Source organism: Escherichia sp. MOD1-EC6098, from assembly GCF_002965865.1.
Taxonomy (GTDB): Bacteria; Pseudomonadota; Gammaproteobacteria; order Enterobacterales; family Enterobacteriaceae; genus Escherichia; species Escherichia marmotae.
Window position 1 is genome coordinate 1 of record NZ_PTSN01000006.1, and the last position, 16,668, is coordinate 16,668.

The following is a 16,668-nucleotide window of genomic DNA, read 5'->3' on the forward strand; positions in this document are numbered from 1 at the left end:
ACCTGATCCCGACTGACTGGAAAGACGATGCAGCCGGCCAGACCAACGACGGTGGCAGCAGTCAGGGCTTTGGCTACACGGCGCGGGCATTACTTGAACGCCGCGTCACATCCAACTGGTTTGTCGGTACGGCAATCGATATCCAGCAGGCGAAAGATTATGCGCCCAGTCATTTCCTGCTCTATGTGCGGTATTCCGCCGCCGGATGGCAGGGCGACATGGATTTACCGCTGCAGCCGCTGATACCTTACGCCGACTGGTAACGAGCTAGAATCAGAAGATTACGACGCGGAAATTAAGTCGAGCAAGCCAGCGTTGAGAATGCTCCTAACGCTGGCTTACTGATTATCACTAACAGGAGGGGAGCCAAAATTGCAGGGCGAAATTCAACCTGCACGTGATGTTTTAGAACATCACTTTATGACCATACTGCTCAAGAATGCCTTTCACGCGCTCCATGGTCTCTTTCTTCGGTGGTTTCACGCCATCGAGTTTGTACTCTTCGCCCATCGCCACCCATTTGTGTTTGCCCAGCTCATGGTAGGGGAGGAGTTCGATTTTTTCGACGTTACCCATATCACGGGTAAATTCACCAAGACGGTGGGCGGAATCGTCGTCGTCAGACCAGCCAGGTACTACGACATAACGGATCCAGACTTTCACATTTTTGTTCGCCAGATATTTGGCAAACTCCAGCGTTCGGTGGTTGGAAACGCCTACCAGATTTTGGTGGATCTCGTCGTTCATTTGTTTGAGATCAAGCATTACCAGGTCGGTTACTTCCAGCAGTTCATCAATCACCGGATCGTAACGACGAACAAAACCGTTGGTGTCCAGACAGGTATGAATGCCTTCTTTTTTGCAGGCGTGGAACCAGTCACGAACAAACTCAGCTTGCAGAATTGCTTCGCCGCCAGATGCGGTAACGCCGCCACCTGAAGCGTTCATAAAGTGGCGATAGGTCACCACCTCTTTCATTAAATCTTCAACGGTAACTTCTTTACCGCCATGCGTGTCCCAGGTGTCGCGGTTATGACAATACAGGCAGCGCATCAGGCAGCCCTGGAAAAAGGTGATAAAGCGAATACCCGGGCCGTCTACGGTTCCACAGGATTCAAAGGAGTGAATGCGACCAATAACTGACATTGCGGTGTTTCTCCAGATGTGGCCCATCTGAGGCCGTGTTGGTGCGCAGCTCGAAGGCTACGTCGAGTCTGTTTTGGCAGTCACCTTAAAGTATAGATAGCTGACAAAAAAGGCTCTCTTGCTAAAAAAGGCCCCACTTTCGTGGAGCCTTTATTGTACGCTTTTTACAGTACGATTTCAGTCAAATCTAATTACATAGATTGAGTGAAGGTACGAGTAATAACGTCCTGCTGCTGTTCTTTAGTCAGCGAGTTGAAACGTACTGCGTAGCCAGATACACGGATGGTCAACTGCGGATATTTTTCCGGGTTTTCCATTGCGTCGAGCAGCATTTCACGGTTCATCACGTTTACGTTCAGGTGCTGACCACCTTCGATGGACGCTTCGTGGTGGAAGTAACCATCCATCAGACCAGCCAGGTTGGTCTTACGAACTTCGTCGTCTTTACCCAGTGCGTTCGGAACGATAGAGAAGGTGTAAGAGATACCATCTTTAGCGTAAGCGAACGGCAGTTTAGCAACGGAAGTCAGAGAAGCTACAGCACCTTTCTGGTCACGACCGTGCATCGGGTTAGCACCCGGTCCGAACGGTGCGCCAGCACGACGACCGTCTGGGGTGTTACCGGTTTTCTTACCATACACAACGTTAGAAGTGATGGTCAGAACAGACTGAGTCGGGATAGCGTCACGGTAGGTGTGCAGTTTCTGAATTTTCTTCATGAAACGTTCTACCAGATCAACAGCCAGGTCATCTACACGCGGATCGTTGTTACCAAACTGCGGGTATTCGCCTTCGATTTCGAAGTCGATAGCCAGACCGTCTTCGTCACGAATCGGTTTAACTTTCGCATATTTGATTGCAGACAGGGAGTCAGCAGCAACGGACAGACCAGCGATACCACACGCCATGGTGCGGATAACGTCACGGTCGTGCAGCGCCATCAGAGCGGCTTCGTAGCTGTACTTGTCGTGCATGTAGTGGATGATGTTCAGTGCAGTGATGTACTGTTTAGCCAGCCAGTCCATGAAGTGATCCATGCGCTCCATCACTTCATCGTAGTTCAGGACGTCGCCTTTGATCGGTTCAGATTTCGGACCAACCTGCATTTTCAGTTTTTCGTCAACGCCGCCGTTGATTGCGTACAGCATGGTTTTCGCCAGGTTTGCACGCGCACCGAAGAACTGCATTTGTTTACCAACGATCATCGGGCTTACGCAGCAAGCGATAGCATAGTCATCGTTGTTGAAGTCCGGACGCATCAGGTCATCGTTCTCATACTGCAGAGAAGAGGTGTCGATGGACACTTTAGCGGCGAATTTCTTGAAGTTCAGCGGCAGTTTTTCAGACCACAGAATGGTCATGTTCGGTTCCGGAGACGGACCCATGGTGTACAGGGTGTTCAGGAAACGGAAGCTGTTTTTGGTAACCAGCGTACGACCGTCGAGACCCATACCACCGATAGATTCGGTTGCCCAAATCGGGTCACCAGAGAACAGTTCATCGTACTCCGGAGTACGCAGGAAGCGAACCATACGCAGTTTCATGACCAGGTGGTCAACCATTTCCTGCGCTTCTTGTTCGGTGATTTTACCAGCTTTCAGGTCACGTTCGATGTACACGTCCAGGAAGGTGGAGGTACGACCGAAGGACATTGCAGCACCGTTCTGAGACTTAACAGCAGCCAGGTAGCCGAAGTAAGTCCACTGGATAGCTTCCTGAGCATTGGTAGCCGGACCAGAGATGTCGTAGCCGTATTTAGCAGCCATTTCTTTCATCTGACCCAGAGCGCGGTGCTGTTCAGCGATTTCTTCGCGCAGACGAATGGTCTGTTCCAGGTTTACGCCGTTTTCCAGATCAGCCTGCAGAGAGGTGAACTGTGCCAGTTTATCTTTCATCAGGTAGTCGATACCGTACAGCGCAACGCGACGGTAGTCACCGATGATACGACCACGGCCATAAGCATCTGGCAGACCGGTCAGAACACCGGATTTACGGCAACGCAGGATGTCCGGAGTGTAAACGTCGAACACGCCCTGGTTGTGAGTTTTACGGTATTCAGTGAAGATTTTTTTGATCATCGGATCCAGTTCGCGGTTGTACGCTTTGCAGGAACCTTCGATCATTTTGATACCACCGAACGGGATAAGAGCACGTTTCAGCGGAGCTTCAGTCTGCAGACCAACGATTTTCTCAAGCTGCTTGTTGATGTAGCCAGCGTCGTGAGAGGTGATGGTGGAAGCAACAGCGGTGTCAAAGTCAACTGGCGCGTGAGTGCGGTTTTCCAGTTTAACGCCTTCCATTACTTTGTCCCACAGGGTAGTGGTCGCTTCAGTAGCGCCAGCCAGGAAGGACTCGTCACCCTCGTACGGAGTGTAGTTTTTCTGAATGAAGTCACGGACGTTTACTTCATTCTGCCAGTCACCTTTGGTAAAACCTTCCCAGGCTGTGGCTAACTTTTCATTAAGCTCGGACATGTAACACCTACCTTCTTAAGTGGATTTTTTATTTACTGCGTACTTCGACAGCCATTAATGGTTGTCGTTTTCACGCAGGTAAATGACCCAGTATGTCAACCCAACCAACAAACCACCGCCGATAATATTGCCGATCGTAACCGGAATCAGGTTATCAGTGATGAAGTTCATCACGGTCAGGTGAGAAAAATTTTCCGGTGCTGAACCGACAGCGGTCCAGAATTCCGGTGTAGCGAAGTCGCGGATTACAATACCCATCGGGATCATAAACATGTTTGCGATACTGTGCTCAAAACCGCTGGCAACAAACATCGCGACCGGCAGCACCATGATAAACGCTTTGTCCATCAGGCTGCGGCCAGAATAGCTCATCCATACCGCCAGGCATACCATCAGGTTAGCCAGGATACCGAGGCAGACGGCCTCAATAAAAGTATGGTGCACTTTGTGGTCGGCGGTTTGTAGGACGTTCAGCCCCCATTGACCATTGGCGGTCATATACTCGCCGGAAAGCCACATTAAAAGTACAAATAACAACGCGCCGACCAGGTTGCCAAAATAGACATTCAGCCAGTTTTTCGCCAACTGGCCCCAGGTGATACGCCCACTCGCCTTGGCAACAACAATCAACACGGTAGAAGTAAAGAGATCGGCACCGCAGACAACACAAAGAATCAGCCCCAGAGAGAAGCAAATGCCGCCAACCAGTTTTGCCATGCCGAAGGGCATTGTGCCTGTGCCAGTGGTTGCTGTGATATAGAAGACGAATGCGATTGAGATGAAAACACCGGCGGTAATCGCCAGATAGAAAGTCTTAAGCGGATGTTTCGTTGCTTTATAGACACCTGCCTCTTCGGCCACTTTGGCCATTGCTGCAGGAAGTAAAAGATCAAAAGGGTTGTCAGCTTTCACACTAACTCTCTCTTTATTAAGTCGGCGACGAGATACTAACAAAGCATTATAGATGAGAAATTGATATAGATCATATCTCGCCTGGCTTATAGGCCCGTAAGTCGCATGGTTTTTATGCAAATACGGAGTAAGTATTTGATTATCCAAATAAAAATAAATTTTAAAAATTAACAAATGAGTTGAATTTTTTCCGCATCCTCCGCTAAAACAGTTAATTAAAAGGGGGGCATCAGGCAAATAAAGTAACAATATCGATCGTATTTATTAAATATAAATTACCGATATTTAACTTTATAATTACAATTATTTTATTAATGCAAATATATGTAAAGCGGGGCATTAAAAAAACGCCCCGTAATATAACTCAGACTAATCATTAAGCCTACATTGCGTAGGCTATTTGATTTTATTTTGTCCAGAATGCCGCTTTGGCGTGTTGCAGTTTTTCGTAAGCTTTCAGCAGTGACTGATGTGCGGCAAACGCATGTAGATCGTTGTCTACCGGTTGCAGGCCATAAAACGCGGCTTCGCCACTCATGGCTGCGCTGGCAGCTTCTACCGCATCAGCACCGTACATGCGAACAAACGCGTTCAGATATTGCAGTGGCTGACGATCTTCTTCCTGAGCAAGCAGCAGTAAGGTTTGCAGGCAGCGATAATAGTTCGCGCGCTCCGGGCTGAACACCGATGAGTTAAACTCCATCGTCCATTCGGTCCAGACCAGAGCCTGTTCCAGGTCGCCACCAGCCAGAGCCAGCATGGCTTTCAGTTCACCGATACGCAGGGTATACCAGCCGTTGTCCGACCCCGTTGCCAGACCCAGCAGCTCACGTACGCGGGTAAAATCGTCAAAACCTTCTTCATCCAGTTGCTCGATGAGGTTCAGGTAATCTTCTTTTTCCCATTCACTGCCTGGCAGCGACAGAATCGTTTCTCGTAAATGGCTGCCCATACTGTTATTCGCCATCCACAAATCTTCTGCCGGATAAATATCGGACATGCCCGGCACGATAATACGGCAAGCGTAGACACCCAGATGCTCATAATCAGCAATATAAACGTCTTTACCTTCCTTATTGAAGATAGCCATCAGCGTGGCGAACTCTTCTTCAGTGGTGCCGGAGAAATTCCAGTCGACAAACGGATAATCGGCATCCTGCTTGAACAGATCCCAGGAGATCAAACCGCTGGAATCAATAAAGTGCGTTTCGAGGTTGGTATGTTCAGCTACTTCTTCATCGTCGAAGGTTGGCGGAGTAAATACATCCAGGTCCTTCAAACTGCGGCCCTGCAGCAGTTCAGTCACGGTACGTTCCAGTGCAACGCCAAAATCAGGATGTGCGCCGAAAGAGGCAAAGCAAGTGCCGTTAGCCGGGTTGAACAGTACCACGCAGATCACCGGATACTGACCGCCAAGCGAACCATCATAAGCAAAGATTGGGAAACCTTCCGCTTCCAGCGTTTCGATGGCTTCAACCACCGCCGGATAACGTGCCAGCACATCAGCCGGGATCTCTGGCAGGCTGATGCTTTCAGCGATGATGCGGTTTTTCACATAGCGTTCAAAAACTTCGGATAATCCCTGGACGCGCGCTTCGTTGCGGGTATTACCAGCGGACATACCGTTGGAAACATACAGGTTACCGATAATATTCATCGGAATATAAACGGTTTGATTGTCGGACTGGCGAGTAAACGGCAGGCCGCAAATACCGCGATCTTCATTACCGGATTGCAGATCAATCAGCATACTGCCGGTCAGTTCATTCTCCGGGTCGTAAAATGCCCTCAGACGGTCATCAAGCAGGCCTTCCGGCACATCGTCGTTTTCGGTCAGTGGGAACCATTTTTCGTTGGGATAATGCACGAACGGGCCGTTGGCGATGGTTTCGCCCAGCCAGAAATCAGCAAAAAAGTAGTTAGTAGAGAGACGCTCGAAATATTCACCGAGGGCAGAAGCCAGCGCCGCCTTTTTGGTTGCGCCTTTACCGTTGGTAAAACATAGCGCGCACTCTTTATCGCGGATGTGTACAGACCAGACGTTAGGCACCGGATTCAGCCAGGAAGCTTCTTCAATTTGAAAACCGAGGTCGGAGAGTTTTTGCTGGAAGCGAGCGATGGAATCTTCCAGAGCGGCATCTTTGCCGGGGATAAATGTTTGTGTCATGAAAATCACTTTAGTCGTACGGAAAGCGCGCAATAATACGGGTTTTATCTCAAAGGCGCTATCACCGCCGCCATGCCGATGAACTGTTGACTATGCTTTTAGTGGATAAACCACGATAAGAGCATAAAAATGAAGGCGTTCGATCTCCACCGTATGGCATTCGATAAAGTGCCTTTTGATTTCCTTGGCGAAGTTGCCCTACGCAGTCTCTATACCTTTGTGTTGGTCTTTCTGTTCCTCAAAATGACCGGAAGACGCGGCGTGCGGCAAATGTCGCTGTTTGAAGTGTTAATCATTTTGACACTAGGGTCGGCGGCTGGGGATGTGGCATTTTATGACGATGTGCCGATGATCCCGGTACTTATTGTCTTTATTACTCTGGCGTTGTTATATCGCCTGGTGATGTGGTCGATGGCGCACAGTGAAAAACTGGAAGATCTGTTGGAGGGTAAGCCGGTTGTCATTATTGAAGATGGTGAGCTGGCCTGGTCGAAACTTAATAACTCCAACATGACGGAATTTGAGTTTTTTATGGAGCTACGGTTGCGTGGTGTGGAACAACTGGGACAGGTTCGTCTGGCTATTCTTGAAACCAACGGGCAAATCAGCGTCTATTTCTTTGAAGATGAAAAGGTGAAACCGGGATTACTTATTTTACCCAGTGATTGTACTCAGCGTTATAAAGTGGTGCCGGAGTCGGCGGACTACGCCTGTATCCGTTGCAGTGAAATCATTCATATGGAAGCAGGTGAAAAACAATTATGTCCCCGCTGTGCAAATCCAGAATGGACGAAGGCAAGTCGGGTAAAACGGGTGACCTGACAGCAAAAACAGCGGCTTTTTGACTAGAATCCGAGATATTCTGTTGTGTGACGCGGGCCACATTTTTACCCGCAACAGTTTTACCCATTGCGACGCGCGTCACTGAATGATAAAACCGATAGTCACAGGAATAACGTATTACCCAGGGTCGCAATCGATTACCGTGGGTCAATAACAACGCAACGTGGTGAGGGGAAATGGCTCAAATCTTCAATTTTAGTTCTGGTCCGGCAATGCTACCGGCAGAGGTGCTTAAACAGGCTCAACAGGAACTGCGCGACTGGAACGGTCTTGGTACGTCGGTGATGGAAGTGAGCCACCGCGGCAAAGAATTCATTCAGGTTGCAGAGGAAGCCGAGAAGGATTTTCGCGATCTTCTTAACGTCCCCTCCAACTATAAAGTATTGTTCTGCCATGGTGGCGGTCGGGGTCAGTTTGCGGCTGTACCGCTGAATATTCTCGGTGATAAAACCACTGCAGATTATGTTGATGCCGGCTACTGGGCGGCAAGCGCCATCAAAGAAGCGAAAAAATACTGCACGCCAAATGTGTTTGACGCCAAAGTGACTGTTGATGGTTTGCGCGCGGTTAAGCCAATGCGTGAATGGCAACTCTCTGATAATGCTGCTTATATGCATTATTGCCCGAATGAAACTATCGATGGTATTGCCATCGATGAAACGCCAGACTTTGGTAAAGATGTGGTAGTCGCTGCCGATTTCTCTTCAACGATTCTTTCCCGCCCGATTGATGTCAGCCGCTACGGCGTGATTTACGCTGGCGCGCAGAAAAATATCGGCCCGGCTGGCCTGACGATCGTCATCGTTCGCGAAGACTTACTGGGTAAAGCGAATATCGCATGCCCGTCGATTCTGGATTACTCCATCCTTAACGATAACGATTCCATGTTTAATACGCCGCCGACCTTTGCCTGGTACTTATCTGGCCTGGTCTTCAAATGGCTGAAAGCGAACGGCGGTGTGGCTGCAATGGACAACATCAATCAGCAAAAAGCAGAACTGCTGTATGGCGTAATAGATAACAGCGATTTCTATCGTAATGATGTCGCAAAAGATAACCGTTCGCGGATGAATGTGCCGTTCCAGTTGGCGGACAGTGCGCTTGACAAGTTGTTCCTCGAAGAGTCTTTCGCTGCGGGCCTTCATGCGTTGAAAGGTCACCGTGTGGTCGGCGGAATGCGCGCGTCTATTTATAATGCCATGCCGCTGGAAGGTGTTAAAGCGCTGACAGACTTCATGGTTGAGTTCGAACGCCGTCACGGCTAATGCCGAAATTTTGCTTAATCCCCCACAGCCAGACTGTGGGGTTTTTATTTCTGTTGTAGAGAGTTGAGTTCATGGAATCCCTGACGTTACAACCCATCGCCCGTGTTGATGGCACCATTAATCTGCCCGGTTCCAAGAGCGTTTCTAACCGCGCTTTATTGCTGGCGGCATTAGCACACGGCAAAACCGTATTAACCAATCTGCTGGATAGCGACGATGTTCGCCATATGCTGAATGCACTGCAGGCGTTGGGGGTGAGCTATACGCTTTCTGCTGATCGTACGCGTTGCGAAATTATCGGTAACGGCGGTCCATTACACGCAGAAAGTGCGCTGGAGTTATTTCTCGGTAATGCGGGGACAGCGATGCGTCCTCTGGCGGCGGCACTTTGTCTGGGAAGCAATAATATTGTCCTGACCGGTGAACCGCGTATGAAAGAACGCCCGATCGGTCATCTGGTCGATGCGCTGCGCCAGGGCGGGGCAAAAATCGCTTACCTGGAACAAGAAAATTATCCACCGTTGCGTTTACAGGGTGGTTTTACTGGCGGCAATGTCGAAGTTGATGGCTCTGTTTCCAGTCAGTTCCTCACCGCACTATTAATGACCGCACCGCTTGCGCCGGAAGATACGGTTATTCGGATTAAAGGTGATCTGGTTTCTAAACCTTATATCGATATCACGCTCAACCTGATGAAGACGTTTGGTGTTGAGATTGAAAATAAGCAATATCAACAATTTGTAGTAAAAGGCGGTCAATCTTATCAGTCACCGGGCCACTATTTAGTGGAAGGGGATGCATCCTCGGCGTCTTACTTTCTCGCTGCAGCAGCGATTAAAGGCGGTACGGTAAAAGTGACTGGCATTGGACGCAACAGTATGCAGGGTGATATTCGCTTTGCTGACGTACTGGAAAAAATGGGGGCGACCATTAGCTGGGGCGATGATTATATTGCCTGCACGCGTGGTGAACTGAACGCTATCGACATGGATATGAACCATATTCCCGATGCGGCGATGACTATCGCTACGACGGCGCTATTTGCTAAAGGCACTACCACGCTGCGCAATATTTATAACTGGCGCGTTAAAGAGACGGATCGTCTGTTTGCGATGGCGACCGAATTACGTAAGGTCGGCGCAGAAGTGGAAGAGGGATATGATTTCATTCGCATTACGCCGCCAGAAAAACTGAAATTTGCCGGGATCGCCACTTATAACGATCACCGAATGGCAATGTGTTTCTCGCTGGTAGCATTGTCAGATACGCCGGTGACGATTCTTGATCCTAAATGTACGGCTAAAACATTCCCGGATTACTTCGAGCAACTGGAACGTATTAGCCAACCAGCCTGAACGAATATCAGGCAATAAATAGACAGATCTTTCTTTATCAAAACGTCGGTTTATTGTCGGCGTTTTTTTTCGGACATTGTGAGCCATTCGTATTAATGGTAGCGTTAGTTGTCAATGTAACTTGTTGATACATAATATTTATGTATGATTAATCAACGGATGATTCACATGAAGAATACTAAATTACTGCTGGCGATTGCGACCTCTGCAGCATTACTGACAGGGTGTCAGAATACGCACGGTATTAATACCGATCTGGCTATCAGCTCCGGTTTAAATGCCTATAAAGCCGTAACGTTAAGCGATGCCGATGCAAAAGCGATTGCCAATCAGGGTTGTGTCGAAATGGACAGCGGCAACAAAGTCGCTAGCAAATCCAGCAAGTACGGTAAACGTCTGGCAAAAATCGCCAAAGCATTGGGTAGCAATATTAACGGTACGCCGGTCAACTATAAGGTATATATGACCAGCGACGTTAACGCATGGGCGATGGCAAACGGCTGTGTTCGTGTCTACAGTGGCCTGATGGACATGATGAACGACAATGAAATTGAAGGCGTTCTGGGCCATGAATTGGGGCACGTTGCATTGGGTCACTCGCTGGCTGAAATGAAAGCCTCTTATGCGATCGTTGCCGCACGTGATGCGATTTCCGCAACCAGCGGTGTGGCTTCTCAGCTTTCCCGTTCACAATTAGGCGATATCGCAGAAGGCGCTATCAATGCTAAGTACTCCCGCGATAAAGAGTCCGAAGCAGATGATTTCTCCTTTGATCTGCTGAAGAAACGTGGCATCAACACCCAGGGACTGGTCGGTAGCTTTGAAAAACTGGCCAGCCTGGATGGCGGTCGTACCCAGTCTATGTTTGACTCTCATCCACCATCAACAGAGCGTGCACAACACATCCGTGACCGTATCGCCTCTGGTAAGTAAATCATTGTCATCTTTCGGGCTGGTCTTTCGCCAGCCCGCTATAATTGCGCAATAAATCCCCATCTGAATACAGACAAAACTGGTTTTTGCACACAACGTTAACGATTTGTGGCGCTGGCGCGTATAATGCGCGCGGTTATGTTAACGGTACGCCTGTTTTAAGGAGATAAAGATGACGGCAATTGCCCCGGTTATTACCATTGATGGCCCAAGCGGTGCAGGGAAAGGCACTTTGTGTAAGGCTATGGCGGAAGCGTTGCAATGGCATCTGCTGGACTCGGGTGCAATTTATCGCGTACTGGCACTGGCGGCATTACATCACCATGTTGATGTGGCGTCGGAAGATGCTCTGGTGCCACTGGCATCCCACCTGGATGTACGTTTTGTATCGACCAACGGCAATCTGGAAGTGATCCTCGAAGGGGAAGATGTCAGTGGTGAAATTCGCACCCAGGAAGTGGCGAATGCCGCTTCACAAGTCGCGGCATTTCCCCGTGTTCGCGAAGCATTATTGCGTCGCCAACGCGCATTTCGCGAATTACCTGGCCTGATTGCCGATGGCCGCGATATGGGAACGGTGGTATTCCCTGATGCACCAGTGAAAATTTTCCTTGACGCCTCCTCAGAAGAACGTGCACATCGCCGCATGCTACAGTTGCAGGAGAAGGGCTTTAGTGTTAACTTTGAGCGCCTTTTGGCCGAGATCAAAGAACGCGACGACCGCGATCGTAATCGCGCGGTAGCGCCGTTGGTTCCGGCAGCCGATGCTTTAGTGTTGGATTCCACCACCTTAAGCATTGAGCAAGTGATTGAAAAAGCGTTACACTACGCGCGCCAAAAATTGGCTCTCGCATAAGCGACCGAATTTGCAGTACCCCCGCTGCAATGGAATGACAGCGGGTATGTTAAACAACCCCATCCGGCACGGAGCCAGGTGGACGTTAAATATAAACCTGAAGATTAAACATGACTGAATCTTTTGCTCAACTCTTTGAAGAGTCCTTAAAAGAAATCGAAACCCGCCCGGGTTCTATCGTTCGTGGCGTTGTTGTTGCTATCGACAAAGATGTAGTACTGGTTGACGCTGGTCTGAAATCTGAGTCTGCCATCCCGGCTGAGCAGTTCAAAAACGCCCAGGGCGAGCTGGAAATCCAGGTAGGTGACGAAGTTGACGTTGCTCTGGACGCAGTAGAAGACGGCTTCGGTGAAACTCTGCTGTCCCGTGAGAAAGCTAAACGTCACGAAGCCTGGATCACGCTGGAAAAAGCTTACGAAGATGCTGAAACTGTTACCGGTGTTATCAACGGCAAAGTTAAGGGCGGCTTCACTGTTGAGCTGAACGGTATTCGTGCGTTCCTGCCAGGTTCTCTGGTAGATGTTCGTCCGGTGCGTGACACTCTGCACCTGGAAGGCAAAGCGCTTGAATTCAAAGTAATCAAGCTGGATCAGAAGCGCAACAACGTTGTTGTTTCTCGTCGTGCCGTTATCGAATCCGAAAACAGCGCAGAGCGCGATCAACTGCTGGAAAACCTGCAGGAAGGCATGGAAGTTAAAGGTATCGTTAAGAACCTCACTGACTACGGTGCATTCGTTGATCTGGGCGGCGTTGACGGCCTGCTGCACATCACTGACATGGCCTGGAAACGCGTTAAGCATCCGAGCGAAATCGTCAACGTGGGCGACGAAATCACTGTTAAAGTGCTGAAGTTCGACCGCGAACGTACCCGTGTATCCTTGGGCCTGAAACAACTGGGCGAAGATCCGTGGGTAGCTATCGCTAAACGTTATCCGGAAGGTACTAAACTGACTGGTCGCGTAACCAACCTGACCGACTACGGCTGCTTCGTTGAAATCGAAGAAGGCGTTGAAGGCCTGGTACACGTTTCCGAAATGGATTGGACCAACAAAAACATCCACCCGTCCAAAGTTGTTAACGTTGGCGATGTAGTGGAAGTTATGGTTCTGGATATCGACGAAGAACGTCGTCGTATCTCCCTGGGTCTGAAACAGTGCAAAGCTAACCCGTGGCAGCAGTTCGCGGAAACCCACAACAAGGGTGACCGTGTTGAAGGTAAAATCAAGTCTATCACTGACTTCGGTATCTTCATCGGCCTGGACGGCGGCATCGATGGCCTGGTTCACCTGTCTGACATCTCCTGGAACGTTGCAGGCGAAGAAGCAGTTCGTGAATACAAAAAAGGCGACGAAATCGCTGCAGTTGTTCTGCAGGTTGACGCAGAACGTGAACGTATCTCCCTGGGCGTTAAGCAGCTCGCAGAAGATCCGTTCAACAACTGGGTTGCTCTGAACAAGAAAGGCGCTATCGTAACCGGTAAAGTAACTGCAGTTGACGCTAAAGGCGCAACCGTAGAACTGGCTGACGGCGTTGAAGGTTACCTGCGTGCTTCTGAAGCATCCCGTGACCGCGTTGAAGATGCTACCCTGGTTCTGAGCGTTGGCGACGAAGTTGAAGCTAAATTCACCGGCGTTGATCGTAAAAACCGCGCAATCAGCCTGTCTGTTCGTGCGAAAGACGAAGCTGACGAGAAAGATGCAATCGCAACTGTTAACAAACAGGAAGATGCAAACTTCTCCAACAACGCAATGGCTGAAGCTTTCAAAGCAGCTAAAGGCGAGTAATTCTCTGACTCTTCGGGATTTTTATTCCGAAGTTTGTTGAGTTTACTTGACAGATTGCAGGTTTCGTCCTGTAATCAAGCACTAAGGGCGGCTACGGCCGCCCTTAATCAATGCAGCAACAGCAGCCGCTAAATTTGCCTTTAAGGAACCGGAGGAATCATGACCAAGTCAGAATTGATAGAAAGACTTGCCACCCAGCAATCGCACATTCCCGCCAAGACGGTTGAAGATGCAGTAAAAGAGATGCTGGAGCATATGGCCTCGACTCTTGCGCAGGGCGAGCGTATTGAAATCCGCGGTTTCGGCAGTTTCTCTTTGCACTACCGCGCACCTCGTACCGGACGTAATCCGAAAACTGGCGATAAAGTAGAACTGGAAGGAAAATACGTTCCTCACTTTAAACCAGGTAAAGAACTGCGCGATCGCGCCAATATTTACGGTTGAGTTTTTACACAAACTTGAACGCGAAAAAAGCACCTGTCGGGTGCTTTTTTCATTTCTGTAATCTGAATCTGGAAGATGTCTCGCAGAGTTGTGTACAGTTTTCATCTTCCTGTTAAATTCTTCTGAACGCGCCTCGGGCAAAGCAAAACACCCACCAGACAACTGCCGAACAAAGTTGCACACTTTCCAAAACAGGGAGGGGTGCATGAAAGTAACGACGATCAGCGTATGCGTAATTTGTGGGATTTTTCCACTGCTGGTATTACCGCAACTACCCGGGACGTTAGCCACTGCAGTTCTTACAACTTTCGCCTGCGTACTGGCATTTATTCCTGTTAAAGCTGTTCGTTATTTCACGCTGATATTGCTGTTTTTTCTTTGGGGCGTACTGGCGGCGAAGCAAGTTATGTGGGTAGGAGAAGCCTTAGCTGGTGCGACGCAGGATGCAATCGTCGAGATTACTGCCACTGATGGCATGACCACTCATTACGCTCAAATTACCCACTTACAAGGCCGACGTCTTTTCCCTGCGCCAGGCATCGTGCTGTATGGCGAATATCTGCCGCAAGCAGTTTGTGCCGGACAACAATGGTCAATGAAACTCAACGTTCGTGCGGTTCACGGCCAGCTTAATGATGGCGGCTTTGACAGCCAGCGTTATGCCATTGCCCAGCATCAGCCGCTCACCGGGCGCTTTCTGAAGGCAAGCGTCATTGAAGCGAGTTGTAGTCTGCGAGCGCAATATCTGGCCTCTTTACAAACGTCTCTGCAACCCTATCCGTGGAAAACGGTCATTCTTGGTTTAGGTATGGGTGAACGGTTATCTGTACCCAGAGAAATCAAAAATATTATGCGCAATACCGGTACAGCGCATTTAATGGCGATATCGGGATTACACATTGCTTTTGTGGCATTACTGGCGGCAGGGCTTATTCGCAGTGGGCAAATTTTCCTTCCTGGGCGTTGGATCCATTGGCAGATACCATTAATTGGCGGAATTTGCAGTGCTGCTTTTTATGCATGGTTGACTGGTATGCAACCTCCCGCATTGCGTACCGTAGTGGCGCTTGCAACGTGGGGAATGCTTAAGTTAAGTGGTCGACAATGGAGTGGCTGGGATGTGTGGATATGCTGCCTTGCAGTAATATTGCTGATGGACCCTGTTGCCATTCTCTCGCAAAGCTTGTGGCTCTCTGCCGCCGCGGTGGCGGCGCTTATTTTTTGGTATCAGTGGTTTCCCTGTCCGGTATGGTCGCTGCCACCTGCAGTGCGTGCGATGGTTTCTCTCATCCATCTGCAACTGGGAATAACGCTCCTGTTAATGCCTGTACAAATCGTCATATTTCATGGCATTAGCCTGACCTCGTTTATAGCAAATCTATTTGCCATTCCTTTAGTGACATTTATTACTGTTCCGTTGACGCTTGCCGCGATGATCGTGCATTTAAGCGGACCATTAATTGTGGAGCAAGGATTATGGTTGCTTGCCGACAGGTCTTTGGCTTTACTTTTCTGGGGGTTAAAGAGTTTGCCGGAAGGATGGATCAACATTGCTGAACGTTGGCAATGGCTATCATTTTCTCCCTGGTTATTGTTGATAGTATGGCGACTAAACGTATGGCGAACACTGCCAGTGGTGTGTGTGGCTGGAGGCATTATGATGTGCTGGCCGCTGTGGCAAAAACCACAGCCCGACGAGTGGCAGGTGTATATGCTTGATGTCGGCCAGGGACTGGCAATGGTGATTGCGAGAAATGGCAAAGCGATTCTCTATGATACGGGACTTGCCTGGCCGGAGGGCGACAGCGGGCAACAAATTATTATCCCCTGGCTACGCTGGCATAACCTTGAACCGGAAGGCGTCATTCTTAGCCATGAACATCTGGATCATCGGGGAGGACTGGACTCGATATTACGTACCTGGCCGACGTTATGGGTCAGAAGCCCTTTAAATGGGGAGCATCATCAGCCCTGTGTGCGTGGCGAAGCGTGGCAGTGGCAAGGATTACGTTTTAGTGTGCACTGGCCTTTACAAGGTAGCAACGATAAAGGAAATAACCATTCCTGTGTGGTTAAGGTTGATGACGGAATGTATAGCATTCTTTTAACTGGTGATATTGAAGCACTAGCTGAACAAAAAATGCTAAGTCGTTACTGGCAGCATGTGCAGGCGACATTACTTCAGGTGCCCCATCACGGTAGTAATACCTCATCATCATTGCCATTAATTCAGCGTGTGAATGGAAAAGTGGCACTGGCATCGGCATCGCGCTATAACGCGTGGCGACTACCCTCCAGTAAAGTTAAAAGACGTTATCAACTTCAGGGATATCAATGGGTTGACACCCCTCATCAGGGGCAAATAACCGTCGATTTTTCAGCGCAAGGTTGGCTGGTACGCAGCCTAAGGGAGCAAATTTTACCTCGTTGGTATCATCAGTGGTTTGGCGTGCCAGTGGATAACGGGTAGAATATGCGGCTATTTCAAC

At 49.3% G+C, this 16,668-nt stretch carries 13 protein-coding genes; 9 read left to right on the top strand and 4 right to left on the bottom strand.

Annotated features, from left to right (window positions below; translation table 11 throughout):
• A partial coding sequence (locus tag C0K55_RS08450) for a cellulose synthase subunit BcsC-related outer membrane protein (RefSeq protein WP_172955679.1) occupies positions 1-263 on the top strand: 263 nt, incomplete at its 5' end.
• Positions 264-405: 142 nt separating this feature from the next.
• Here C0K55_RS08450 and pflA read toward each other — a convergent pair.
• From pflA to ycaO, 4 genes are all read right to left on the bottom strand, one after another.
• A complete protein-coding gene (gene pflA / locus C0K55_RS08455) occupies positions 406-1,146 on the bottom strand; it encodes a pyruvate formate lyase 1-activating protein (protein WP_105266693.1) in 741 nt (246 codons plus the stop codon).
• Positions 1,147-1,337: 191 nt separating this feature from the next.
• Entirely contained in the window at positions 1,338-3,620 is a 2,283-nt protein-coding gene (gene pflB, locus C0K55_RS08460; RefSeq protein ID WP_001292821.1) for a formate C-acetyltransferase, read from the bottom strand.
• 54 nt (positions 3,621-3,674) lie between these two features.
• On the bottom strand, positions 3,675-4,532 hold the full coding sequence (focA, locus tag C0K55_RS08465) for a formate transporter FocA (RefSeq protein WP_000642551.1): 858 nt from the start codon (positions 4,530-4,532) through the stop codon (positions 3,675-3,677).
• 406 nt (positions 4,533-4,938) lie between these two features.
• Positions 4,939-6,699 (bottom strand): 30S ribosomal protein S12 methylthiotransferase accessory factor YcaO, encoded by a 1,761-nt coding sequence (ycaO, locus tag C0K55_RS08470; RefSeq protein ID WP_001516111.1) that lies wholly within the window; start codon positions 6,697-6,699, stop codon positions 4,939-4,941.
• A gap of 129 nt (positions 6,700-6,828) precedes the next feature.
• On the opposite strand from ycaO, the gene C0K55_RS08475 reads away from it, so the two are divergent.
• The 8 genes from C0K55_RS08475 to C0K55_RS08510 all read left to right on the top strand — a co-directional run bounded on the left by C0K55_RS08475 (position 6,829) and on the right by C0K55_RS08510 (position 16,649).
• Complete coding sequence (locus C0K55_RS08475) at positions 6,829-7,521, top strand: DUF421 domain-containing protein (protein WP_000642842.1); 693 nt, start codon at positions 6,829-6,831, stop codon at positions 7,519-7,521.
• 197 nt (positions 7,522-7,718) lie between these two features.
• A complete protein-coding gene (serC, locus tag C0K55_RS08480; protein ID WP_000057146.1) occupies positions 7,719-8,807 on the top strand; it encodes a 3-phosphoserine/phosphohydroxythreonine transaminase in 1,089 nt (362 codons plus the stop codon).
• Between the two features lie 71 nt (positions 8,808-8,878).
• Positions 8,879-10,162 carry a 3-phosphoshikimate 1-carboxyvinyltransferase gene (gene aroA / locus C0K55_RS08485; RefSeq protein WP_000445220.1) on the top strand — a complete coding sequence of 428 codons (1,284 nt, stop codon included), beginning with the start codon at positions 8,879-8,881 and terminating at the stop codon, positions 10,160-10,162.
• Positions 10,163-10,330: 168 nt separating this feature from the next.
• Positions 10,331-11,095, top strand: coding sequence for a metallopeptidase YcaL (ycaL, locus tag C0K55_RS08490; RefSeq protein ID WP_001516112.1), 765 nt, complete (start codon positions 10,331-10,333; stop codon positions 11,093-11,095).
• Positions 11,096-11,267: 172 nt separating this feature from the next.
• Positions 11,268-11,951: a (d)CMP kinase gene (gene cmk / locus C0K55_RS08495; protein WP_000125014.1), complete on the top strand. Its 684-nt coding sequence runs from the start codon at positions 11,268-11,270 to the stop codon at positions 11,949-11,951.
• A gap of 110 nt (positions 11,952-12,061) precedes the next feature.
• Positions 12,062-13,735, top strand: coding sequence for a 30S ribosomal protein S1 (rpsA, locus tag C0K55_RS08500; protein ID WP_105266692.1), 1,674 nt, complete (start codon positions 12,062-12,064; stop codon positions 13,733-13,735).
• A 159-nt stretch (positions 13,736-13,894) separates the two neighbouring features.
• Positions 13,895-14,179, top strand: coding sequence for an integration host factor subunit beta (ihfB, locus tag C0K55_RS08505; RefSeq protein ID WP_000167336.1), 285 nt, complete (start codon positions 13,895-13,897; stop codon positions 14,177-14,179).
• Between the two features lie 205 nt (positions 14,180-14,384).
• Positions 14,385-16,649: a ComEC family protein gene (locus C0K55_RS08510; protein WP_061091096.1), complete on the top strand. Its 2,265-nt coding sequence runs from the start codon at positions 14,385-14,387 to the stop codon at positions 16,647-16,649.
• The last annotated feature ends 19 nt before the right edge of the window (positions 16,650-16,668 follow it).